General features: G+C 38.6%; 23 protein-coding genes. 16 read left to right on the forward strand and 7 right to left on the reverse strand.

What is annotated here, in order from left to right; translation table 11 throughout:
- Window positions 1-57: 57 nt before the first annotated feature.
- Window positions 58-1,065, reverse strand: coding sequence for a recombinase RecA (gene recA / locus VKY50_RS07515; protein WP_324300457.1), 1,008 nt, complete (start codon window positions 1,063-1,065; stop codon window positions 58-60).
- Window positions 1,066-1,459: 394 nt separating this feature from the next.
- Here recA and trhO point away from each other — a divergent pair, with 394 nt between their 5' ends.
- The 9 genes from trhO (at window position 1,460) to VKY50_RS07560 (ending at window position 11,286) form a co-directional block, all read left to right on the forward strand.
- Window positions 1,460-2,488, forward strand: a complete 1,029-nt coding sequence (gene trhO / locus VKY50_RS07520; RefSeq protein WP_324300459.1) for an oxygen-dependent tRNA uridine(34) hydroxylase TrhO — start codon at window positions 1,460-1,462, stop codon at window positions 2,486-2,488.
- Between the two features lie 188 nt (window positions 2,489-2,676).
- Entirely contained in the window at window positions 2,677-3,846 is a 1,170-nt protein-coding gene (locus VKY50_RS07525; RefSeq protein ID WP_324300461.1) for a PSP1 domain-containing protein, read from the forward strand.
- Window positions 3,836-4,324 (forward strand): gliding motility lipoprotein GldH, encoded by a 489-nt coding sequence (locus VKY50_RS07530; RefSeq protein WP_324300463.1) that lies wholly within the window; start codon window positions 3,836-3,838, stop codon window positions 4,322-4,324. Before VKY50_RS07525 ends, VKY50_RS07530 begins: the two co-directional genes overlap by 11 nt.
- Window positions 4,325-4,326: 2 nt before the next feature.
- Window positions 4,327-6,672, forward strand: a complete 2,346-nt coding sequence (locus VKY50_RS07535; protein WP_324300465.1) for a penicillin-binding protein 1A — start codon at window positions 4,327-4,329, stop codon at window positions 6,670-6,672.
- A 58-nt stretch (window positions 6,673-6,730) separates the two neighbouring features.
- Window positions 6,731-7,270 carry a nicotinamidase gene (locus VKY50_RS07540; protein WP_324300467.1) on the forward strand — a complete coding sequence of 180 codons (540 nt, stop codon included), beginning with the start codon at window positions 6,731-6,733 and terminating at the stop codon, window positions 7,268-7,270.
- Window positions 7,271-7,388: 118 nt separating this feature from the next.
- On the forward strand, window positions 7,389-8,093 hold the full coding sequence (locus VKY50_RS07545) for a CoA transferase subunit A (RefSeq protein WP_324300469.1): 705 nt from the start codon (window positions 7,389-7,391) through the stop codon (window positions 8,091-8,093).
- Between the two features lie 24 nt (window positions 8,094-8,117).
- Window positions 8,118-8,777, forward strand: coding sequence for a CoA transferase subunit B (locus tag VKY50_RS07550; RefSeq protein WP_324300471.1), 660 nt, complete (start codon window positions 8,118-8,120; stop codon window positions 8,775-8,777).
- A 548-nt stretch (window positions 8,778-9,325) separates the two neighbouring features.
- A complete protein-coding gene (locus VKY50_RS07555; RefSeq protein WP_324300473.1) occupies window positions 9,326-9,580 on the forward strand; it encodes a DUF4212 domain-containing protein in 255 nt (84 codons plus the stop codon).
- An 8-nt stretch (window positions 9,581-9,588) separates the two neighbouring features.
- Window positions 9,589-11,286, forward strand: coding sequence for a sodium:solute symporter family protein (locus VKY50_RS07560; protein ID WP_324300475.1), 1,698 nt, complete (start codon window positions 9,589-9,591; stop codon window positions 11,284-11,286).
- A gap of 95 nt (window positions 11,287-11,381) precedes the next feature.
- Here VKY50_RS07560 and VKY50_RS07565 read toward each other — a convergent pair whose 3' ends face one another.
- The 3 genes from VKY50_RS07565 to VKY50_RS07575 form a co-directional block, all read right to left on the reverse strand.
- Window positions 11,382-12,128, reverse strand: a complete 747-nt coding sequence (locus VKY50_RS07565; RefSeq protein WP_324300477.1) for a succinate dehydrogenase/fumarate reductase iron-sulfur subunit — start codon at window positions 12,126-12,128, stop codon at window positions 11,382-11,384.
- Between the two features lie 69 nt (window positions 12,129-12,197).
- Window positions 12,198-14,201 carry a fumarate reductase/succinate dehydrogenase flavoprotein subunit gene (locus tag VKY50_RS07570; protein WP_324300479.1) on the reverse strand — a complete coding sequence of 668 codons (2,004 nt, stop codon included), beginning with the start codon at window positions 14,199-14,201 and terminating at the stop codon, window positions 12,198-12,200.
- A 12-nt stretch (window positions 14,202-14,213) separates the two neighbouring features.
- Entirely contained in the window at window positions 14,214-14,873 is a 660-nt protein-coding gene (locus VKY50_RS07575; RefSeq protein ID WP_324300482.1) for a succinate dehydrogenase cytochrome b subunit, read from the reverse strand.
- A 249-nt stretch (window positions 14,874-15,122) separates the two neighbouring features.
- Between VKY50_RS07575 and VKY50_RS07580 the strand changes: the two genes are divergently transcribed.
- Both VKY50_RS07580 and VKY50_RS07585 read left to right on the forward strand, forming a co-directional pair.
- Window positions 15,123-16,415 carry an aminopeptidase P N-terminal domain-containing protein gene (locus VKY50_RS07580; RefSeq protein ID WP_324300484.1) on the forward strand — a complete coding sequence of 431 codons (1,293 nt, stop codon included), beginning with the start codon at window positions 15,123-15,125 and terminating at the stop codon, window positions 16,413-16,415.
- A gap of 74 nt (window positions 16,416-16,489) precedes the next feature.
- Window positions 16,490-17,269, forward strand: a complete 780-nt coding sequence (locus VKY50_RS07585; protein ID WP_324300486.1) for an alpha/beta fold hydrolase — start codon at window positions 16,490-16,492, stop codon at window positions 17,267-17,269.
- Window positions 17,270-17,618: 349 nt separating this feature from the next.
- Here the strand turns inward: VKY50_RS07585 and thiL are convergent, their stop codons facing one another.
- Complete coding sequence (thiL, locus tag VKY50_RS07590; RefSeq protein WP_324300488.1) at window positions 17,619-18,671, reverse strand: thiamine-phosphate kinase; 1,053 nt, start codon at window positions 18,669-18,671, stop codon at window positions 17,619-17,621.
- Window positions 18,672-18,915: 244 nt separating this feature from the next.
- Here thiL and VKY50_RS07595 point away from each other — a divergent pair, with 244 nt between their 5' ends.
- From VKY50_RS07595 to sufD, 4 genes are all read left to right on the forward strand, one after another.
- On the forward strand, window positions 18,916-19,245 hold the full coding sequence (locus VKY50_RS07595; protein ID WP_008990033.1) for a HesB/IscA family protein: 330 nt from the start codon (window positions 18,916-18,918) through the stop codon (window positions 19,243-19,245).
- 70 nt (window positions 19,246-19,315) lie between these two features.
- A complete protein-coding gene (sufB, locus tag VKY50_RS07600; protein WP_008990032.1) occupies window positions 19,316-20,761 on the forward strand; it encodes a Fe-S cluster assembly protein SufB in 1,446 nt (481 codons plus the stop codon).
- 80 nt (window positions 20,762-20,841) lie between these two features.
- A complete protein-coding gene (sufC, locus tag VKY50_RS07605; protein ID WP_008990031.1) occupies window positions 20,842-21,594 on the forward strand; it encodes a Fe-S cluster assembly ATPase SufC in 753 nt (250 codons plus the stop codon).
- A 144-nt stretch (window positions 21,595-21,738) separates the two neighbouring features.
- Entirely contained in the window at window positions 21,739-23,055 is a 1,317-nt protein-coding gene (gene sufD / locus VKY50_RS07610) for a Fe-S cluster assembly protein SufD (RefSeq protein WP_324300496.1), read from the forward strand.
- On the opposite strand, the gene VKY50_RS07615 is transcribed toward sufD, so the two are convergent.
- A complete protein-coding gene (locus tag VKY50_RS07615; RefSeq protein ID WP_008990029.1) occupies window positions 23,052-23,855 on the reverse strand; it encodes an RluA family pseudouridine synthase in 804 nt (267 codons plus the stop codon). The two genes, sufD and VKY50_RS07615, sit on opposite strands and share 4 nt — an antisense overlap.
- A gap of 134 nt (window positions 23,856-23,989) precedes the next feature.
- On the opposite strand from VKY50_RS07615, the gene VKY50_RS07620 reads away from it, so the two are divergent.
- Window positions 23,990-24,439 carry a nucleoside deaminase gene (locus VKY50_RS07620; RefSeq protein ID WP_324300498.1) on the forward strand — a complete coding sequence of 150 codons (450 nt, stop codon included), beginning with the start codon at window positions 23,990-23,992 and terminating at the stop codon, window positions 24,437-24,439.
- Between the two features lie 66 nt (window positions 24,440-24,505).
- On the opposite strand, the gene VKY50_RS07625 is transcribed toward VKY50_RS07620, so the two are convergent.
- Window positions 24,506-24,700: a cold-shock protein gene (locus tag VKY50_RS07625; RefSeq protein WP_008990027.1), complete on the reverse strand. Its 195-nt coding sequence runs from the start codon at window positions 24,698-24,700 to the stop codon at window positions 24,506-24,508.
- Between the last annotated feature and the right edge of the window lie 2 nt (window positions 24,701-24,702).

Here is a 24,702-nt window from a genome sequence, read left to right on the forward strand (position 1 = left end):
GGGATAAAAAAAATCCCAGATTGCTCCGGGATTTCTACAAATCAGTTAGGTTGTTGATTAGTTACTGATAGTGTTTATTGCGTCTTTAATCTTGACTTCTAGTTCTTCTAGGAGTTCTGGATTATCTTGAAGTATAACCTTTACTGCATCACGTCCTTGACCAAGTTTGGTATCCCCATAACTAAACCAAGATCCGCTTTTTTTGATGATCTCATATTCCACTCCTAAATCTAAAATTTCACCTACTCGTGATATTCCCTCTCCATACATAATGTCGAACTCAGTGGTTTTAAATGGCGGAGCTACTTTGTTTTTTACTACTTTAACTCTTGTCTTATTACCGGAGGCCTCACCATCATTGCCTTTAATTTGAGTAGATCGTCTAATATCCAGTCGTACAGAGGCGTAAAACTTTAATGCATTACCTCCAGTGGTGGTTTCAGGGTTTCCGAACATCACCCCAATTTTTTCACGTAATTGGTTGATGAATATTACAGTGGATTTTGTTTTGCTAATGCTAGAGGTCAATTTACGTAATGCCTGTGACATTAATCGTGCGTGCAATCCCATTTTAGAATCACCCATTTCTCCCTCAATTTCACTCTTTGGTGTTAAGGCAGCAACAGAGTCAATAATAACAATATCGATGGCTCCAGAGCGAATTAGGTTATCGGCTATTTCCAATGCCTGTTCTCCGTGATCTGGTTGTGAAATAATAAGGTTGTCTATGTCAACACCTAGTTTTTCAGCATAAAATCTGTCAAAAGCGTGTTCTGCATCAATAAATGCAGCAATTCCTCCTGCCTTTTGAGCCTCTGCAATGGCATGCAGGGTAAGGGTGGTTTTACCAGATGATTCAGGACCATATATTTCAATAACCCTTCCGCGGGGATAACCTCCTACACCTAATGCAATATCCAAACCGATAGAACCAGTTGGGATTACCTCTACATCTTCAACAACACTGTCACCCATTTTCATAACTGCACCCTTCCCATAAGTCTTATCTAGCTTATCAAGGGTAAGTTTGAGTGCTTTTAATTTTGCATCTTTTTCCGAACTCATTTTCTCTTAAAACTTAAAATTTGATAGCTGCTAAAATACTATTTCTTTTGACAGCACACAATGCAATTGAGTAACCTTTGTTAACAATTTGCATCTTTTCTTTATAAGAAAGTAGTTTTGACAAACGATTAAGGTAGAGCAGCGTGTCTTGTCAAAATAAGCTCCTTATATTTTGTAGGACATCTTGCATTGAGTGGTCAAGAAGGAGATTGAATTCATTTCTCCACAGTAGGGACGCTACCTATGTGCTGAGTTCAATAACAGTTAGAGTTTCAGTATTTGCTCGAACTCTTTTTTTACTTTTAATTCACCTTTGGGGTCACCATGAAGGATTGTTTAAAAATGTGTACTTTTGCAAAAAATTATTTCTTTAACCTAAAAATATTAGTATAGCATGCAACTGTACAATAACCTTAGCGCAGAGGAAAGAGCAACGCTTATTGAACAAGCTGGAAAGGAACGCTTAACCATCTCTTTCTATACCTATGCAAAAATCGGAAATCCAGAAATTTTTAGAAACCATCTCTTTGTCGCTTGGAATGAATTAGATGTCTTAGGGCGTATCTATGTGGCACACGAAGGGATTAATGCCCAATTATCAGTACCGGCCGATTATTTTCAAAAATTTAAGGAGCATCTCGATTCTATTAGTTTTTTAAAAAACGTACGGCTGAATATCGCTATCGAACAGGATAACTTTTCGTTTCTAAAGCTTAAAGTGAAAGTTAGAGATAAAATTTTAGCAGATGGTTTGAACGACGATACATTTGATGTAACAAATAAAGGAGTTCATGTGGACGCAGAGCGATTTAATACACTGATTGAAGATCCAAATACCGTTCTTGTCGATATGAGGAATCACTACGAAAGTGAAATAGGTCATTTTAAAAACGCCGTAACCCCAGATGTTGACACCTTTAGAGATTCCTTAGCTATTATAGAGGAGGATTTAAAAACACATAAGGAAGATAAAAACCTTGTAATGTATTGTACCGGTGGAATACGTTGTGAAAAAGCAAGTGCTTATTACAAGCATAAAGGTTTTAAGAATGTCTATCAACTCGAAGGCGGAATTATAAACTACGTTCGCCAAGTTAAGGAGAAGGGTCTGGAAAATAAATTTATTGGAAAGAACTTTGTTTTTGACCAAAGACGAGCGGAACGTATTTCTGAGGATGTAATTGCGCACTGCCACCAATGCGGTAAGCCTTGTGATACGCATGTGAATTGTGCAAATGAAGCATGTCATTTGCTTTTTATTCAGTGTCCTGAATGTGCTGAGAAATATAGTAACTGTTGCTCTGAGAAATGTGCAGAAATTGCCGCATTACCATATGAGGAGCAAAAAGCACTTCGAAGAGGACAAACCAAAAGTAATATGATTTTCAAAAAAGGGCGATCAGAAGTTTTAAAATACAAATAAACCTACTTCAAGGATTCTAATAAATAGACGGGTTCGAAGATGAATTTGAATGTAGGAGATACGAAGTTTAAAACCAGCACGGTTTAACTAATTTGAAAATACTATCTTTACCAATAGGAAAATGAATTTATGAACCTAAATCCGACATTTTCTAAGCTTAGAAATATTCGGATCAATATATAAAAATTATGGGATGTAGCAGTTGTTCAACCGGTAAGGGGGGGCAACCACGTGGGTGTAAAAATAACGGGACTTGCGGAACAGATGGTTGTAATAAACTTACCGTTTTTGACTGGCTTTCAAATATGGCTTTACCCAGTGGTCAAGAAGTATTTGACTGTGTAGAGGTACGCTTCAAAAACAGTAGAAAGGAATTTTTTAGAAAACCTAGTACAATAACACTTTCCATTGGAGACATTGTTGCTACTGAGGCGCAATCTGGCCATGATGTGGGGATTGTAACCTTGGTTGGGGAATTGGTTAAGGTACAAATGAAGAAGAAAAAGGTAGATTATAAGGATGAAAATCTACCTAAAATATATAGAAAAGCTTCACAAAAGGATGTAGATGTATGGCAGGCCTCTAGAGATAAGGAGCCTGAGGTACAAAAAAGATCTCGCGAGTTAGCTATTCGGCTTCAATTAGCGATGAAGATTTCAGATGTTGAATTTCAGGGAGATGGTTCTAAAGCCACTTTCTATTATACGGCCGAGGAACGTGTGGATTTTCGTCAGCTGATCAAGGACATGGCTAGAGCCTTCGGTATTCGTATCGAAATGCGTCAGATTGGTTATCGTCAGGAGGCTGCTCGTTTGGGTGGAATAGGATCTTGTGGTCGGGAGTTGTGCTGTTCCACTTGGTTAACAGATTTTAGATCTGTAAATACCGCATCAGCCCGTTATCAACAATTGTCATTAAACCCGCAAAAATTGGCAGGTCAATGCGGGAAGCTCAAATGCTGTCTGAATTATGAATTGGATGCCTACCTAGATGCATTAAAAGAGTTTCCAAGCCAAGATATTCGATTGAAGACCAAAAAGGGAGATGCCATTTGTCAAAAGGTAGATATTTTCAAGGAGATGATGTGGTATGCCTATGAAGGAGAGTGGGCAAACTGGTATGTGTTGACCACGGCTCAGGTAAAAGAAATTATTGAATTGCATAAGAAAAAACAGACTGTAGCAAGTTTGGAGGAATATGCTATTGAATTAAGTGAGGATACTAAAACTTCTTTTGAGAACGTTGTAGGTCAAGACAGTTTAACACGTTTTGATAGACCAAAAGGCAAAAAGAGAAGAAACCAAAACAAAAAACGTCATTCAAATAATAAATCGAAAAGACCAAAGAATGCTAAATAGGTTTGCCGCCCTGTGGTTGATAATGATACTTCTGTCATCATGTAATAATGCCAACATGGTCTATGGTGATTATAAGGAACTCTCAGATGGCTGGGATAAGGGACAATCGGTTGTGTTTGAATTTCCAGCTCCAGATTCCACACAGACCTATGATGTGTTTATTAACCTTCGCAACAATGAAGACTATCCGTTTAGTAATCTGTTTTTGATTGTCAATATGAATTTTCCAAACGGGAAAGTGGTAGCAGATACCCTGCAATATGAAATGGCCAAGGCAAGCGGAGAGTGGTTAGGCCAAGGGTTTTCATCATTAAAAGAAAATAAACTTTTTTATAAGGAGCATATCGTCTTCCCAGAGTTAGGGAGTTACCAAATCGCCATACAACACGCCATGAGAAAAAATGGTGATGTTGAAGGTGTAACAACCTTAGAGGGTATAACGGACGTAGGTATACGAATAGAAAAATCAGTAAAATAGAGATGGCTAAAAAAGCATCAAAGAAAGCAACCGTTAAAAAGCAAGGGAGTTTTAAAAAGTACATATTGTGGTTTTGGGGACTAATTGGTGCCGGGATCCTTTTTATTGCTTTAATTTTCTTGTTAGCCTCATGGGGGGTATTTGGTAAACTACCAACCTTTGAAGTCTTAGAAAGTCCAGATACGAATTTGGCTAGTGAGGTCATATCATCCGACGGGAAAACACTAGGAAAGTACTACTTAGAGGACAACAGAACTCCAGTTGAATTTGAAGAGTTGCCTGAACATTTGGTGAATGCGCTTATCGCTACTGAGGATGAGCGATTCTACAAACACTCTGGAATTGATGCATGGGGTACCCTAAGAGCGGTCGTTTTCCTTGGAAGTAGAGGTGGTGCAAGTACGATTTCTCAACAACTTGCAAAACAATTATTTACGGATAAGGTATCTTCAAATATAGGAGAACGAATTATACAGAAGATTAAAGAATGGATTATCGCTATAAGATTAGAGGAGCAGTATACAAAGGAAGAGATTATTGCGATGTATTTCAATATCTATGATTTTGGAAATTTTGCCGATGGAATTCGTTCTGCTGCTAGGATTTATTTTGGAAAAGAACCGAATGAATTAGAAATAGATGAATCGGCTATGCTAGTAGGGATGTTCAAAAACTCCTCACTTTACAATCCACGTCGAAATCCTGTAGGGGTCACCAACAGAAGAAATGTGGTTTTCGAACAGATGTATAAAAATGATTTTATCAATGATGTTCAATTAGACACTCTAAAGGCTTCTCCTCTAGAGATTGACTACCACCCAGAGTCTCATCGTGAAGGAATTGCCACTTATTTTAGAGAATACTTAAGGGACTGGCTTAGGGATTGGACCTCTGATCCTAAGAACTACCGACCAGATGGTGAGAAGTATAATATTTATTTAGATGGTCTTAAGATTTTTACCACTATTGATTCACGCATGCAACAGTACGCCGAGGAAGCAGTGAGCGAGCATATGGCGAGACTTCAAGCGGAATTTTTTGTTCAAAATACTAAAGAGCGAAATAAGACGGCCCCTTTCCATGATTTAACTCCAGAAGAAATTGATAAACTGATCAATAATTCGATGCGGAGATCCGAACGCTGGAGACATATGAGAGATGATTTAGGCAAATCTTCTGAGGAAATTCTAGCCTCTTTTAAAGAAGAAAGGCCTATGAGAATTTTTAGTTGGAAAGGGGAAATTGATACGGTGATGACTCCTCTGGATTCTTTACGTTATTATAAATACTTCTTACAGACTGGTATGATGTCAATGGATCCGCAATCAGGGCATGTAAAGGCCTGGGTTGGTGGTATCAATTATAAGCATTTTCAATACGACCACGTAAAGCAAGGTCGTCGACAGGTAGGTTCAACTTTCAAACCTTTTGTTTATGCTACTGCCATTGATCAATTGCATCTATCGCCATGCGACCAGTTACCTGATATTTATACCTGTATTGAGGCCCATAAGTATGGGAATCTAGAGCCTTGGTGCCCTAAAAACTCCAATGGTAAGTACTCAGGTGAGATGATTACCCTAAAAAAAGCGCTCGCTAATTCAGTGAATACAATTACGGCAAGACTTATGGATAAAGTGGGACCACAACCTGTTGTGAATTTAATTCAGCGAATGGGTGTTGAATCTCCCGTGCTACCTGTACCCTCAATTGGTTTAGGGACGCCAGATATCTCAGTCTACGAAATGGTAGGAGCCTTTGGAACCTTTGCTAATAAAGGGGTCTATGTAAAACCTGTGATGATTACACGGATCGAAGATAAAAATGGAACGGTTTTATATGAATCTGTTCCTGAGACTAGAGACGTCCTAAGTCCAGAAGTGGCCTATACTACAGTAAAGCTCATGGAAGGGGTTACCCAAAGTGGATCTGGTGCAAGACTACGAGGAAATTACGCGAAGAACCAGCAAATGTACAAAGAAATTATAACGGGCTATCCGTATGAATTTACGAATCCAATTGCAGGAAAAACAGGTACTACTCAGAATCAAAGTGATGGTTGGTTTATGGGAATGGTTCCGAATCTTGTTACTGGTGTTTGGGTTGGTGGAGAAGATCGTTCCATTCACTTTGCTGGAATCCGCTATGGTCAGGGTGCGAGTATGGCGCTTCCTATTTGGGCAGTATATATGAAAAAATGTTATGCCGATGAGGATCTGGAGATTTCAAAAGAAGCCTTCGAAGAGCCAGAGGAGATGACCATTCGAGTAGATTGTGATCTCCCGCCAGAAGCATCACAAGATTCTATTCAGGTCGATTATAACCAAGACCTTGACATTGATTTTTAAAGTCCTTAGTTTTAGTCTACTTTATTTAAAAATGTCAACTAGATAAAATAAAAGTGTTATGAAAGCTTTACTGATTGTAGATGTTCAAAATGACTTTTGCACTGGAGGAGCACTGGCTACTCGTGGAGGAGAAGAGGTTGCGCCAGTGATCAATAATATTGCAGATAAGTTTGATCTTGTAGTGGCTTCTAAAGATTGGCACCCCGAAGAAACAGTCCATTTTGAGAAATGGCCTGTGCATTGCGTAGCCGGTACCCACGGCGCTGAGTTCCATGCAGAGCTCAACTCCAAAATAATTGATCAAGTGGTTGAAAAAGGGACTGCGAATGTGGATGATGGATATTCGGCATTCGAGGCTACCAATCTAGACCTTGTGCAATTCCTTAAATCTAAAGAAATCGATACCGTATATGTTTGTGGTATTGCCACGGACTACTGCGTATTATCTTCCGCTTTAGATGCCCAAAAGCACGGATTTAAAACCGTTGTTATTAAAGATGCGATAAGGGCTGTAAATCTTAAAGAAGGTGATGGTGATCGTGCTATAGAACAGATGAAAGAAGCTGGCTGTGAAGTAGTCCACTCAAACCAGATCTAACCCAAGTTCCTTCTGTTTTAATTATAGGAAAGTTTTTTCTATAAAATATTCTTCAAAATTCTTCCCGAGGTTTTAAATCTGTTGAATTATTCGTAATTTTCAGTTAAATTATTGAAAAATGATTAACAAGCGTGTAAATTCAGTACAGGAAGCCTTAAAAGATGTTCAGGATGGTATGACCATGATGTTTGGAGGCTTCGGGCTCTGCGGGATCCCAGAAAATTGCATCAACGAAATAGTGACAATGGGGGTGAAGGACCTCTGTTGTATTTCTAATAATGCCGGGGTGGATGATTTTGGTTTAGGCTTGCTTTTACAAAAGCGGCAAATTCGCAAAATGATTGCCTCTTATGTGGGAGAAAACGCTGAGTTTGAACGCCAAATGCTCACCGGTGAAATGGAAGTAGAACTGACTCCTCAAGGGACCTTAGCCGAGCGATGTCGTGCAGCTCAAGTTGGGATTCCTGCTTTTTTTACACCTGCTGGTTATGGAACTGAGGTTGCCCAGGGTAAAGAAGTTAGAAATTTCAATGGAAAGAACTATGTTCTTGAAGAAGCTTTTAAAGCGGACTTTGCTTTTATTAAAGCTTGGAAAGGTGATCATGCTGGGAATCTTATTTTTAAAGGAACCGCTCGAAATTTTAATCCTGTTATGTGTGGAGCCGCTACCATTACAGTTGTGGAGGTGGAAGAACTTGTTCCTGCTGGAAGCCTAGAGCCCAATCAAATACATATTCCTGGAATTTTTGTGCAGCGGATCTTTCAGGGACAGCGGTATGAAAAACGTATCGAACAACGCACCGTTAGAAAACGCACAAACTGAACATGAAACTAATAAAGAACTATCATGGCATTGAGTAAAGAACAAATCGCACAACGTATCGCCAAAGAAGTTAAGGACGGTTATTACGTGAATCTCGGTATCGGAATACCCACACTGGTGGCCAACTATGTGCGGGATGATATTGCAGTGGAATTTCAAAGTGAAAATGGTGTGTTAGGTATGGGGCCTTTCCCATGGGAGGGTGAGGAGGATCCTGATTTAATCAATGCAGGGAAACAGACTATAACAACACTTCCGGGAGCTTCTTTTTTTGATTCTTCTCTTAGTTTTGGAATGATTCGGGGTAAACATGTTGATCTTACCATATTAGGGGCGATGGAAGTAGCACAAAATGGCGATATAGCCAACTGGAAAATTCCTGAAAAGATGGTCAAAGGCATGGGTGGGGCTATGGATTTAGTGTCCTCTGCTGAAAATATTATAGTAGCTATGATGCATACCAATAGAGCGGGGGAGTCTAAACTGCTGAAATCTTGTAGGCTGCCCTTAACAGGCGTGGGCTGCGTTAAAAAAATTGTTTCGAATTTAGCTGTTATTGAAATTACAGAGAAGGGCTTTTTACTTTTAGAACGTGCCCCTGGGGTAAGTGTAGAGGAGATTAAAGCTTCTACCGAAGGTACTTTGATTATTCCAGAGGAGGTTCCAGAAATGCTTCTTAGTTAGGATCGCTCCCTAGTATATGTCATGTATTTCGTAAAAAAAACATATAAATCTGGAGGGCACCCCTTGATTTTTCACAAATTGACCTATTCACAACATTTTTCAATCAGTTCACAACAAAAATGTGTCATTTACATAAATGTGATCTACATTTAGGTTCCCAAGTGGATTACTAATTAAACTATTTGTGAAATGGAAGATTATACCTTAACCTACGATTCCAACCAAGAGAGCCAATCGACCTCTTACAGTGTTAAAGGGACATTGACTTTAATCAAAAATCTATTTCTTGTTGCTAAAAAAATATTGATGTTCTGAAGTTAGCCCCATTGAAGAACTTGCCCCTAATAATATTTTTTTGTAATAAGATAAGGTATTAAAAAGACTCAATTCGTTGGGTCTTTTTTCTTTTGGGGGTCTTTGGTGAGAAGCTTATCCATCAAACTACACGGATGTTTATTATTGAGAGGCTAATTATTTTGTTTTAAAAATATAAAAGGCATAAAAATTTAATATAATTTCTGTATTATTGTTAAATAAACTTAAAATTTATGGATGCAGCTACCAAGAAAGCCTACTGGCGGGAAAACATTAAATACCTAACATTTCTTCTTATCATATGGTTCACTGTGTCATTCGGTTGTGGTATTCTCCTTGCTGATTTTTTAAATCAATTTCAAGTGGGCGGTTTTAAGTTGGGCTTCTGGTTTGCACAACAAGGAGCAATCTATTGTTTTCTGGTTCTAATTCTTGCCTATATTATCCTAATGAATCGATTGGATAAGAAATACAATGTGAACGAATAACTTATTATATGTCTTTACAACTTTTAACCTATATTGTGGTTGGGCTAAGTTTTGCCCTATATATTGGTATTTCAATTTGGAGTCGTGCAGGATCGACTAATGATTTCTATGTCGCAGGTGGGGGAGTTTCACCCCTTGCCAATGGTATGGCCACGGCAGCTGACTGGATGTCAGCAGCTTCTTTTATCTCCATGGCTGGAATTATATCTTTCTCCGGTTATGATGGTTCTGTTTATTTGATGGGTTGGACTGGTGGATATGTGCTACTTGCCTTGTTATTGGCACCTTACCTAAGGAAGTTTGGTAAGTTTACTGTTCCAGATTTCATAGGAGATCGGTATTATTCAAAGACTGCTAGACTCGTTGCCATTATTTGTGCGCTATTTGTGTCTTTTACTTATATCGCTGGTCAGATGCGTGGAGTAGGAGTTGTCTTTTCTCGTTTTCTTGAAGTGGAGGTGAATACAGGAGTTTATGTCGGTATGGCTATTGTGCTCTTCTACTCTGTACTGGGCGGAATGAAAGGAATTACATATACGCAAGTTGCGCAATATTGTATTATGATTTTTGCCTTTATGGTTCCCGCTATTTTTATCTCCATTCAGATGACTGGAAACCCTATACCACAACTTGGTTTTGGAGATCGGGTTGCTGATGGCACTTACTTATTGGACAAGTTGGATGGTTTACATAGAGAATTAGGATTTGCGGAGTATACCTCTGGAAATAAATCTACCTTAGATGTCTTTATGATTACGGCAGCACTTATGCTTGGAACGGCTGGATTGCCACATGTTATTGTGAGATTTTTTACGGTGCCTAAGGTTAAAGATGCCCGTAAATCTGCCTTATATGCACTTATTTTTATTGCGATCCTCTATACAACCGCACCTGCGATTGCTGTTTTTGCTAGAACAAACCTTATTGAGACGGTAAATAATCAATCCTATGATCAAATGCCTACTTGGTTCTCCAAATGGGAAACAACTGGTCTTTTAGATTTTAATGATAAAAATAATGATGGCCTCATCCAATACTTGGCCGATCCAGATAAAAACGAATTGGATATCGATCGGGATATCATTGTATTAGCCAACCCTGAGATTGCCAATCTTCCTAATTGGATAATTGCACTCGTGGCTGCCGGTGGGATGGCTGCAGCACTTTCAACGGCAGCTGGTCTATTATTGGTGATTTCAGCCTCTGTCTCTCATGATCTTTTGAAAAAGATGGTGATGCCTAACATTACCGAGAAACAAGAATTATGGGCCGCTAGAGGGTCTTCTGTGGTTGCTGTGATTGTAGCAGGATATTTTGGGATTAACCCACCAGGTTTTGTAGCATCGGTAGTGGCCCTGGCCTTTGGTCTTGCCGCAGCCTCATTTTTTCCTGCTATTGTGATGGGTATTTTTTCTAAAAGAATGAACAAACAAGGAGCCATCACAGGTATGGTCTTTGGGTTAGGGATAACCCTATACTATATCGCTCGATTTAAACTTAATTGGATTGGTGCCATTGAAAATTCTGGTCCTGATCATTGGTGGTTTGGAATTTCTCCCGAAGGATTTGGAACCTTTGGAATGCTCGTCAATTTTATAACAGCCATTATAGTTTCTAGATGCACTAAAAAGCCCCCTATAGAAATTGTGGAGATTGTGGATCATATACGTATTCCGAAAGGCGCCGGAAAGGCTCAGTCCCATTAGGAATTAATAAATTAATATATATAAAACAAACATCCAGCAACCTTTACGGCGCTGGATGTTTGTTTTGTACTACTTCTAAGAAGTAACGCGTCGGTTTATTTCTTCAAACTGGCAGCGAGGTATTCTCTGTTCAGTCGTGCAATATTTTCCAATGAAATTCCTTTTGGACATTCAATTTCGCATGCACCAGTATTGGAACAGTTACCAAATCCCTCTTCATCCATTTGTTTTACCATGTTTAGCACCCTTTCTGTTGCTTCAACCTTACCTTGAGGTAGTAAAGCAAACTGAGAGACTTTCGCGGAGGTAAATAACATAGCACTTGCATTCTTACATGCTGCAACACATGCCCCACAACCAATACAAGTAGCGGCATTGAAGGAGTTATCGGCATCATGTTTATTGACAGGAATAGCATTAGCGTCTATGGTATTTCCAGAGGTGTTCACTGATATAAATCCACCCGCTTGCTGGATACGATCAAAAGAAGATCTGTCCACCACTAAATCTTTTATCACTGGAAATGCATTAGCTCTAAAAGGCTCTATGGTAATAGTGTCTCCGTCGTTAAACATACGCATATGTAACTGACAGGTGGTTATACCACGGTCAGGGCCGTGTGGTTCTCCATTAATTTGTAAAGAACAAGTCCCGCAAATTCCCTCACGGCAGTCATGATCGAATTCAATGGCCTCTTCTCCTTTGGCTACCAATTCTTCATTAAGGACATCTAGCATTTCTAGAAAGGACATGTCCTTCTCTACTCCAGAAATGGGGTAGTCGACCATTTTTCCTTTGGAGTTGGCATCTTTTTGACGCCATATTTTTAGTTTTAAATTCATAGGATCAAGAATTTAGTTTGACCTAAGAAGGAGTGTGTACTAAAGAAGTTTAGCCGCTCCATCTCAAATCTATTTGTAAGAGCGTGTTTTTAGCTCTATGTTTTTATATTCTAATTCTTCTTTGTGCAACTTAGCTTGGCTAGGATCTCCAGTATATTCCCAAGCAGCTACATATTTGAAGTTTTCATCATCCCTTTGGGCTTCCCCTTCTTCGGTTTGATATTCTTCTCTAAAGTGACCTCCACAAGATTCATTTCTGTGTAAGGCATCTTTGGCAAATAATTCACCTAGTTCCAAAAAGTCTGCAACACGCAACGCCTTTTCAAGCTCACTGTTTTTGCTTTGTGCTGTACCAGGGATTAGAACATTTTTATGGAAGTCTTCGCGAAGTTCGCGTATTTCTACAGCGGCCTCGGCTAGGTCTTTCGCATTTCTTGCCATACCACATTTGTTCCACATGATCTTACCTAGTTTTTTGTGGTAGTGATCTACTGAGTATTTTCCTTTGTTGTTGATCAGTTTATCAATCTGGTCGACAACTGCTTTTTCAGCGGCTTCGAATTCAGGAGAATCTGTAGGTATTTTACCAGTTCTAATATCCTGAGCGAGGTAATCTCCAATAGTGTATGGAAGCACAAAGTAACCATCTGCCAAACCTTGCATAAGGGCAGAGGCTCCAAGACGGTTAGCGCCGTGATCAGAGAAATTCGCCTCACCAGCAGCATAACACCCAGGAATGGTTGTCATTAAATTGTAATCTACCCAGATACCACCCATGGTATAATGCACCGCTGGATAAATCTTCATAGGAGTTTTATAAGGATTTTCATCTACGATTTTCTCGTACATCTGGAAAAGGTTACCGTATTTATTGGCGATTACTTCTTCTCCTAATTCCCTGATTTCTTCTGCAGTTGGATTGTGCTTTCCATGAATGGCTGCCTGCTCTTTTCCGTATCTTTCAATAGCAGATGCGAAATCTAAAAACACCGCTTCACCCGTTTTATTTACACCGAACCCTGCATCACATCGTTCTTTAGCAGCTCTTGAAGCTACGTCTCTAGGAACGAGGTTACCGAAAGAAGGGTATCTTCGCTCCAAGTAATAATCTCGTTCTTCTTCTGTTAATTCAGTCGGTTTTAATCTGCCTTCACGGATAGCGATGGCATCTTCTTTTTTCTTAGGAACCCAAATTCTACCATCATTTCTCAATGACTCTGACATCAGTGTTAATTTAGACTGATGCTCACCAGAGACAGGAATACAGGTAGGGTGAATTTGTGTAAAGCATGGGTTGGCAAAGAAAGCTCCTTTTTTATGGACTTTCCAAGAGGCCGTTACATTACTTCCCATAGCGTTGGTCGATAAGAAAAATACATTTCCATATCCGCCAGATGCTATTACAACTGCGTGTGCAGCATGTCGTTCAATTTTTCCACTGATAAGGTCTCTTGCAATAATCCCTCGTGCTTTACCATCAACTATTACCAAATCCAACATTTCATGCCGGGTATAGGATTGTATTTTTCCTCTGTTAATTTGACGGTTCATTGCCGCATAAGCACCAAGTAGTAGTTGCTGTCCAGTTTGACCTTTTGCATAAAAGGTACGAGATACCAAAACTCCTCCAAAGGAACGGTTGTCTAGTAACCCGCCGTATTCTCTTGCGAATGGTACCCCTTGCGCAACACATTGATCAATAATGTTCGCTGATACCTCCGCTAAACGGTATACATTAGACTCTCGTGAACGATAATCTCCTCCTTTAACGGTATCATAGAACAACCTATAAATGGAGTCACCGTCACCTTGATAATTTTTTGCTGCGTTGATCCCACCTTGGGCTGCGATAGAGTGTGCGCGTCTTGGAGAATCTTGATAACAAAACGTCTTTACGTTATAACCTAGTTCAGCTAGGGTAGCTGCTGCAGCTCCACCAGCTAGACCTGTCCCAACCACAATAATATCAATATTACGTTTATTAGCTGGGTTTACTAGGTTGATGCTATTTTTATAATTTTCCCACTGTTTGGCTATATCACCTTGGGGAGTTTTTGAATCTAATACTGCCATAATCTTACGTCTTTATTGATTGAAAAAGTGAAAAAGGGCGATAAATATGAAGCCTAAAGGAATCAAGATTGCAAAGGCCTTACCGAAAGCTTTCAGCCCAGGTGTAAACTTGTTGTTAAACCCGATCGACTGAAACGCAGACTGGAATCCGTGTAAAAGGTGCATTGCAAGTAAGATAAATGACACTACATAAGCGATCACTCGAATTGGGTTGTGAAATTTCTCAACTGTTTCGTGGTAATAGCGAGTAGGGTCTTCAGGATTTACTGCAATGTACTTGTAATTCATTTCAGGGAGCCAGAAATCAATAAAGTGAAGTACTAGAAAGGCTAGAATGACAAGCCCGCTATAAATCATGTTTCTTGAGAACCAACTTGAGTTGGCATTTCCTTTATAATTTACATATTTTATACTTCGTGCGCTTTTGTTTTTTACCTCTAGGTAAAAACCCATAATAAAGTGAAAAACAACTGCAAATATTAATATCGGCTGCATCAAGAACTGCACTAAGAAATTGGTTCCCATGAAATGGGATAATTCATTAAATGTAGATTCGCTGATTACAGAGGTGAAGTTGATTATAAAATGCTGTAAAAGGAAAATTAACAAAAAGATAGCCGAAAGTGCCATAGCGACTTTTCTAGCTATTGTTGAATTTAATATTCCGCTCATTAGTAAAAGTTTATAAGATACGCACAAAAATACTGCACCAAGGAATGATTAACAAGCTTTCATTTCGGTTTTACCTCCAATTTAGAATGAGTTTAAAGTAAAATGATTCCGTTTTGAATTTTTTTACGCAAAGGTTTGCGTTAGGCATTAATATTAGTCATTATCTCGAAAAACCTATAAACTTTAATCGAAGTTTAACAGCTCTCCATAGGATTCTTATTAATTTTGTGGAAATTCAAAAAAGACAACATGAAATACGATTTGATTGACAGCAACTTATTTGTAAAAAATCGCCAAAAATTTATGGCGAGAATGAAGCCAAATAGTATTGCAGTTATTAATTCTAATGATGTCTATCCCATTGGAGCGGATAGTACAATGCCTTTTCAGCAAGCAAGGGATTTATTTTATTTAAGTGGGGTAGATCAAGAGGAAAGTATTCTGGTATTGTTTCCTGATGCCTATGAGAAAAAACACCGTGAGGTTCTTTTTGTCAGGGAGACCAACCCGCATATCGCCGTATGGGAAGGTGAAAAACTCAGTAAAGAGAAAGCATTAAAAGTAAGTGGAATAGAAACGACTTATTGGTTACAGGATTTTGACCGTGTTTTTTATGAATTGATGACCGAGGCGGAAACTGTTTATTTTAATACCAACGAGCATTACAGGCAGTCGGTGGAAACACAAACCAGAGAGGACCGCTTTATACTTAAATGCAAGGCAAAATTCCCTGCACATAAATGGGAAAAAAGCAATCCTATTCTTCAGGATTTAAGAGGTACTAAAGAGGAGCAGGAAATTGCGCTGATACAACAAGCTTGTAAAATCACTGAAAAAGGATTTAAGCGCATACTTGGTTTTGTAAAACCTGGCGTTTGGGAATACGAGATCGAGGCAGAGTTTATGCATGAATTCTTGAGGAATCGTTCAAGAGGATTTGCTTATACACCTATTGTGGCCTCTGGAAATAATGCCAATGTATTACACTATGTGGTGAACAATCAACAGTGTAAAGAAGGCGATTTATTGCTGTTGGACGTTGGTGCGGAGTATGCAAATTATGCCAGTGATATGACGCGAACTATTCCTGTTAGCGGGCGATTTACTGCACGTCAAAAGGAGGTATATTCGGCCGTTTTAAATGTCAAAAAATTGGCTACTCAAATGCTCGTTCCAGGAACCATGTGGAAGGAATATCATGAGGAAGTTGGAAGGCTAATGACAAGCGAATTGATCGGACTTGGACTTTTAGATAAAGCAGATGTACAAAACCAAGATCCTTCTTGGCCAGCGTATAAAAAATACTTCATGCACGGGACTAGTCACCATATAGGATTAGATACCCATGACTACGGCCCCTTAAAAAAGCCAATGCAACCTAATATGGTCTACACTGTAGAACCAGGAATTTATATTCCAGAAGAAGGATTTGGTATTAGATTGGAAGATGACGTGGTGATTCAAGAAAGTGGTGAACCGTTTAACCTAATGGCGGGAATCCCACTAGAAATAGAAGAAATTGAAGATTGGATGAACCGATAAATAACATTTTATTCTAGTAGCAGTGGTCTTTATGGGTCACTGCTATTTGATTCATCACAACCAAGTGTACACCAATGACCATTAATTTTAAAGGAACAACAGTAAATTTTACAGACCAGGGTCAAGGATCTGCAGTGGTGTTATTACATGGATTTTTAGAGAATTCTATGATTTGGGATGCTGTTATTGCCTCGCTAGTGGATCGCTACCGAGTGGTAAGTATTGATCTTTTAGGGCATGGTAAATCTGGATGTATTGGATATGTGCATACCATGGAACAAATGGCGGAAGCTGTGAAGGCTGTAATACAATGGTTAAAGCTACGTAGAGTTTTCTTTATAGGACATTCCATGGGTGGGTATGTAGCACTTGCTTTTGCGGAAGCTTATCCAGATGAGGTTAAGGGACTGGTTCTTGCAAATTCTACCGCACGCGCAGATTCTCCAGAGCGAAAGGCCAACCGTGACCGCGCTATTGAAATGGTTAAAAAAGATCACAAATCCTTTGTGCGAATGGGGATTTCAAACCTCTTTCGTCCAAAGAACAGAAAATTGTTCGCTGAGGAAATAAAAACCCTAAAAAAAGAAGCGTTAAAAACTCCTTTACAAGGTATTATAGCAGCCTTAGAGGGTATGAAAATTAGAGAAGATAGAGAAATATTACTTCACTTCACCCCCTTTGCTAAAATGATGATTCTCGGTAAAAAAGACCCTGTTCTCAAATACGATGAGATCATCGATCAGTTGCAGAATACATCTGTAAAATTGGTAGAATTTCCTGATGGACACATGAGTTTTATAGAGAATAAAGCAGCGTTTATCGAAGAAATCAATATTTTTTTAAAAAATACTTGATTGGTTTACAGATTATTATATATTTGTTTTACCCAAAATTCTTATTAATATGAAATCCTCAAAATCTACATTCAAAAGAGCCCTGTGCGCTGTATTCGGTCATCGCTATGTGGTATCGAAAAAAATCACTTCTCATGTTGCAGAATACACTTGTAAACATTGTAAGTGCGAATTGACCACAACAGAATCAGGTACATTGGATGTGTTGACTCCGGAATTAAAGGAAATCAATGAATCTTTAGCTAAGTTTTATCGTAAAAGGCACCAAGTTCAGTCTGTCGCCTAGATTTCCTCAATCACGAAATTTTTTCCCCCGGCCATTGAAGTTAGTCATTAGGTCTTAGGATTCTTATGCCTGTTTGTCGAATGAACTCCATCCTCTTGCTTGTAATGGTATTTTGGTATTTGCTCTGGTAACAAGGTGCATGCCTTCTGACTCCTGAGTCATGTGACCAATGATGGTAAGGTTAGGATTTGCTTTGATTTTTGGATAATCCTCTTGGGAAATCGTAAAAAGCAATTCATAATCCTCTCCGCCACTTAGTGCTACTGTTGTGCTACTAATGTTGAATTCTTCACAGGTGGAAATGGTCTGTGGATCCAAAGGAATTTTGTCTTCGTATAAATTACAGCCTACCTTAGATTGTTTGCAGATATGGATGATCTCAGAGGATAATCCGTCGCTAACATCAATCATGGAAGTAGGTTTTACGTTAAGTTCCTTTAAAAGCTCAGGTATATCCTTTCTCGCTTCAGGTTTCAATTGACGTTCAATAATATAACTGTATTGGTCCAAATCTGGTTGATTCTGAGGATTCACTTGGAAGACTTGCTTTTCGCGTTCAAGAACCTGAAGGCCAAGATAGGCTCCGCCAACATCGCCAGTAACTACTAATAAGTCATTAGATTGGGCGCCACTTCTATACACCACATCATTTGGGTTAATTTCCCCTATCGCAGTCACAGAAATTAGTAATCCTTTATCCGATGAGGTAGTGTCTCCTCCAATTAAATCGACCTTATATAAATCACAGGCGAGTTTTATCCCCTGGTATAGCTCCTCCACAGCCTCCAACGGAAAGCGATTTGAGAGCGCTATGGAAACGGTCACTTGTGTAGCCTTGGCATTCATAGCGTACACATCTGAGAGATTAACAATGATAGATTTGTATCCTAAATGCTTTAAAGGCATGTACCCTAAATCAAAATGAACACCTTCTACCAAAAGATCCGTAGTTACAACAGCTTGTTTGCTTTTAAAGTCGAGTACAGCGGCATCGTCTCCAATAGCTTTTACGGTGCTTTTTTGTTTAATGTCAAAAGTATTGGTTAGGTGGTCAATTAAACCAAATTCTCCCATTTCTGATATGGAGGTGCGTTGTGGATTTTTATCTTCTATCATAGGTGCAAATATAAAGAGAGTTTACATGTTTTATAAGCTTTTAATCCCAAAAGTTCAGCCCACCTATTAAAGGGTATCTATCCCTGAAATCCTTGATAATTAGTTATTTTATAATTTTTGTAAGGAATAATGAAATGGCATAACAAAAGGTTATAGGAGGATTTGATATATTAATGCATATACGCATGGTAAATCATAATGAATACCTTATTTTTGTAAACCATTTGGAAATAACTAAAATATAATGATAAAAGTTTCTGAATCAGCGAAAAAGAAAATTGCCGAATTAATGGCGGACGATGGATTTAACGTCACGCAAGATTTTGTGCGTGTTGGAGTTAAGAGTGGCGGTTGTAGTGGATTATCTTATGATCTTAGATTTGACAAAAACAAAGAACAGGAAGATAAGGTTTTTGAAGACAATGCTGTTAAAATCATTGTCGACAAAAAAAGCTTTCTGTATCTCATTGGTACCGTTTTAGAGTATTCTGGCGGACTAAATGGGAAGGGGTTTGTCTTTAACAACCCGAATGCACAAAGAACCTGCGGGTGCGGTGAAAGTTTTTCGTTATAGAAAACGAATTTTATAGTTAATTTTTAGGTAGAGGACAATAGTGTTTCTACGTAACAACTTTAATAGTAAGATGGCATATACAGAGGAAGAATTAAAAAAGGAACTCGAAACCAAAGAATACGAGTACGGGTTTTATACAGATATAGAATCGGATACCCTGCCCATTGGTTTAAATGAGGATATAGTTCGTGCGATTTCAAAAAAGAAGAACGAACCACAATGGATGACGGATTGGCGATTAGAAGCTTTCAGTCATTGGAAGCAGATGGAGGAGCCAGAATGGGCTAATGTGACATATAAGAAACCAGATTTTCAGGCTATATCATATTATTCAGCTCCTGTATCAAAGCCAAAGTACGATAGTTTAGATGAGGTGGATCCAGAGTTGTTGGATACCTTTAAAAGACTTGGTATTTCATTAGATGAACAAAAAAAACTTGCTGGGGTTGCAGTAGACGTTGTGATGGATTCAGTTTCCGTAGCAACTTCTTTTAAAAAGACTCTAGGAGAAAAAGGAATTATTTTCTGCTCAATTTCCGAGGCAATTCAAAATCATCCTGAATTGGTGAAGAAATATTTGGGTACAGTAGTTCCTCAGAAGGATAACTTCTACGCTGCTTTAAACTCCGCAGTATTCTCCGATGGTTCTTTCTGCTACATACCTAAGGGAGTACGTTGTCCAATGGAGCTTTCAACTTACTTTAGGATTAACCAAGCAGGTACTGGACAATTTGAACGTACCTTGGTTATTGCTGACGAATCGAGTTATGTAAGTTACTTAGAGGGTTGTACAGCACCCACGCGAGATGAGAACCAGCTGCACGCAGCAGTTGTTGAGCTCATTGCCATGGATGATGCTGAAATTAAATATTCTACTGTTCAAAACTGGTTCCCTGGAGATAAGGAAGGAAAAGGTGGGGTATTTAACTTTGTTACCAAAAGAGGACTATGTGAAAATCGAGCAAAGATTAGTTGGACGCAAGTTGAAACAGGTTCAGCAGTTACTTGGAAATACCCATCCTGTGTGCTTAAAGGTGATAATTCGGTAGGAGAGTTTTATTCTATCGCAGTTACCAATAACTATCAGCAGGCAGATACTGGAACCAAAATGATTCACTTAGGGAAGAATACTAAGAGTACTATTATCTCTAAGGGGATCTCTGCAGGAAGGTCTCAGAACAGTTATAGAGGACTTGTTCAAGTCCACGGTAGGGCTGAAAACGCTAGGAATTTCTCCCAATGTGATTCTTTGTTGATGGGTAACCAATGTGGAGCTCATACCTTCCCGTACATTGAAACAAAAAACAAAACCGCTCAAATAGAACATGAGGCAACAACCAGTAAAATTGGTGAAGACCAAATATTTTACTGTAACCAACGTGGTATTGATACAGAGAAGGCTATTGCTTTGATCGTGAACGGTTTTAGTAAAGAAGTATTGAATAAGCTTCCTATGGAATTTGCCGTAGAGGCTCAAAAGTTACTAGAAATCTCATTAGAGGGATCTGTAGGATAAATAAAAATTGGTAGTTCGGTTCCCAAAGACAAAAAGTAGTAGGGGAGCTTAATGAGATAACAGCATATAACAAGAAAGAAATGTTAAGAATTGAAAATTTACACGCTAGCGTAGAGGATAAAGAGATTTTGAAAGGAATTAACTTGGATGTTAAACCAGGTGAAATCCACGCTATCATGGGACCTAATGGTTCTGGTAAAAGTACATTGTCATCGGTAATTGCAGGGAATGAAGATTTTGAAGTCACTAAAGGCAATATCGAATTTCTAGGAGAAGATATAGGAGAGCTTGCACCTGAAGACCGTGCACACAAAGGATTATTCCTTTCCTTCCAATACCCTGTTGAAATTCCAGGAGTATCTGTGACCAACTTTATAAAAACAGCAATCAACGAAACCAGACGTGCCAAAGGCTTAGAAGATATGCCGGCTAATGAGATGTTGAAAATGATTCGTGAGAAGTCTGAGCTTTTGGAAATTGATCGTAAATTTTTGTCTCGTTCCTTGAATGAAGGATTCTCAGGAGGAGAGAAGAAACGAAATGAAATTTTCCAAATGGCAATGTTAGAGCCAAAACTGGCAATTTTGGATGAGACCGATTCAGGATTGGATATTGATGCGTTACGTATTGTTGCAAACGGTGTTAATAAACTTAAAAGCAAAGATAATGCTGTAGTGGTTATTACACACTATCAACGACTTTTAGAATATATCGTTCCTGATTTTGTACACGTATTGCTCAATGGTAGAATTGTGAAGTCTGGAGGTAAAGAACTCGCTTTCGAATTAGAGGAAAAAGGATACGATTGGATTAAACAAGAAGTTGAGGTTTAGTTTAAGCTTACTCTATTTCTATAGGTTAGTTTTAAATTGAGTCAACCACCAAGAAGTAGCCTAATCCTTCTTTATTTGAGATATTAGTTGGGCTGTTGTTAAATAGCGCTTTTGGTAAAAAGCAAACAGATTAGAATTAAGATCATGGAATTAAAAGATAAATTAATATCATCATTTATGGCTTTTGAGAATCGTGTAGATGTCAATCACGCTGTACATGATATTCGAACCCAAGCCATAAAAGTCTTTGAGGAAAAAGGATTTCCTACCAAAAAAGATGAGGCATGGAAATACACCTCTCTAAATGCATTATTAAAAAACGATTATAGCGTTTTTCCTGAACAGGAATCCTCTGTTGAGTTTAACGATATAAAGAAATATTTTATTCATGATATCGATAGTTACAGAATTGTTTTTATCGATGGTGTTTTCAGTTCGCATTTATCTGAAACTACTCATGAGGGTATCGATGTATGCACTATGGGTGCTGCTTTAACTAAGCCTAAGTACCAATTGGTGATTGAAAATTATTTCAATAAGATTGTCGATAAAGAAGATAGTCTGACTGCATTAAATACCGCATTCTCTAGAGAAGGTGCTTTTATTAATGTTCCTAAGGGAAAGGTTGTTCAAAAACCTATTCAAGTACTGTATTTCTCAACAGGTAAAGAATCTGCTCAAATGGTACAACCTCGTAATTTAGTAGTTGTAGGAGAGAACGCTTATGTTCAAATTATCGAGCGTCACCAAAGCCTTAATCTGAACCCAGTACTTACCAATGCAGTTACTGAAATTCATACAAGTAAAAGAGGAATTGTAGATTACTACAAGATTCAAAACGATCAAGAGAGCGCTTCTTTAATAGACAATACCTATATTTCTCAACAGCAAAATAGTCATGCTTCTGTTCACACATTCTCCTTTGGAGGAAAGCTGACTAGAAACAATTTACAATTCTTGCACAAAGGGGAATATATCAATTCAACTTTGAAAGGAGTTACTATCATAGAAGATAAGCAGCATGTTGATCACAGTACCCTGGTTCACCACGCTACGCCAAACTGCGAAAGTCATCAAGACTACAAAGGAATTTACGGTGATCGAAGTACTGGAGTTTTCAACGGTAGAATTATCGTAGAAAAAGAAGCACAAAAGACCAATGGTTTCCAACAAAACAACAATATTTTAGTTAGTGATAAGGCTACCATTAATGCCAAACCTCAGTTGGAAATCTTTGCGGACGATGTGAAGTGTTCTCACGGTTGTACAATTGGTCAATTGGATGAAGAGGCAATGTACTATCTTAGAACAAGAGGTATTCCTAAAAAGGAAGCACGCGCCTTGTTAATGTATGCCTTTGCAAATAACGTCCTTGAGAGTGTTAAAATACCTGAGGTGAAAGCGAGAGTCAACAAATTAATCGCTATGAAACTTGGGGTGAAGATAGGTTTTGACCTTTAATACTGTGCCTTTTTAAACCATTTTTTAAATCTTTTTGGAATTGGCGCTATTAGCGATTGTTTTTCCATTGTAAAAGGGTGTATAAATTCTAGACTGTAGCTATGTAGGTACAAGCCTTGGGCCTGACTACTTATATGGTCTATGCCATAGTCACGATCCCCTAAAATGGGGTGATTAATACCCGCTAGGTGTTTTCTGAGTTGGTGGCGCCTTCCAGTTTTGGGATTTAATTTCACCAAATTAAGGCAGTTATATTTCTTAGAATCAATTCGCTCTATAACTTGGAAGAGGCTTAAGGCCTCTTTACCGTCGATTGGGGTAGAAATATGGCCTGAACCTGGCATTTCTCCTGCTGTAATGGCATAATATGACTTGGACATGAGTTTGTGTTCAAACATTTTATTGAGCTCACGAATGCTTGATCGGGTCTTACCGCATAGAAGAATTCCAGAGGTGCCAAAGTCTAAACGGTGTACAGGTTGGGCAATACAGGCCTCTGGAAGATCACTTTTTGTTAATCGATGTGCAAGGGAGTTGGCAATGGTTTTAAACTTGTTTCCGCTTACTAGGACACCAGAAGGTTTTACGATCGCTGCTAAAAATTGATCCTCGTAAATTATATCAAAAGAGATTTTAGGATCTTTAATGTTTTGAGGAGCTAAGGGAGTGGTTAACACAATGGTTTCCCCTCCATAGATATATGTAGCTGAACTAACAGGAATATTATCGATTGTAATATGTTGCTTTTTTAGGGCTTTTTTCAGCGCGGATTTCGTCGCTGCATGTTTAAATATACCCACCCCATAATCCTGTAAGCGAATTGGGCATTCTAAGTTGGGAACTTTATGGGTTTCTTGCTTCTCGATGTTCAGTTATTTAAAATCTTTACAAAAGTAATATAGTCTTTTAAAAACAAACTAACGATCTTTGTTTTATGATGGATCCATTTGATGACACTTATTTTATGAAAAGAGCCCTTCAGGAAGCGGAGATAGCTTACCAAAAGGGAGAAATACCAGTGGGTGCAGTGGTTGTTATAGATCAGAAAATCATTGCTAGGGCACATAATTTAACCGAGACCTTGGTTGATGTGACAGCCCATGCAGAGATGCAGGCAATTACAGCTGCAGCTAATTATCTTGGAGGCAAATATCTTAAGGGTTGTACGTTATATGTCACCCTTGAACCATGTCAAATGTGCGCAGGGGCGCTTTATTGGAGTCAGCTTTCAAAAATAGTGTACGCAGCTTCGGACCCTCATCGTGGATACGAGGTTATGGGTACAAAACTACATCCTAAAACAGCTGTGGTTAGAGGTGTACTTCAAGACCAGGCCGAAGATCTTCTTAATAAATTCTTTATTGAGAAACGTAACCTTAATTAACCATAAGAAATAAAAAAAGTCGCCCGAGTTGGACGACTTTTGTACTTACAAAAATAAAATATATTTTTATCCGATTACTTGCACTTGCGAAGCAACCACGCCTTTTCTGCCTTCTTCTTCTAAATATTCTACTTTGTCTCCTTCGTTAAGTTCAACACCATTCAACGCTGTTACGTGAACAAAAATGTCTTTTCCGGTGTCATCGTTGGTTATGAATCCGTAACCTTTGGACTCATTGAAAAATTTTACTGTACCAGTCATTA

It is taken from the genome of Galbibacter sp. (assembly GCF_035306585.1).
Classification (GTDB): Bacteria; Bacteroidota; Bacteroidia; order Flavobacteriales; family Flavobacteriaceae; genus Galbibacter.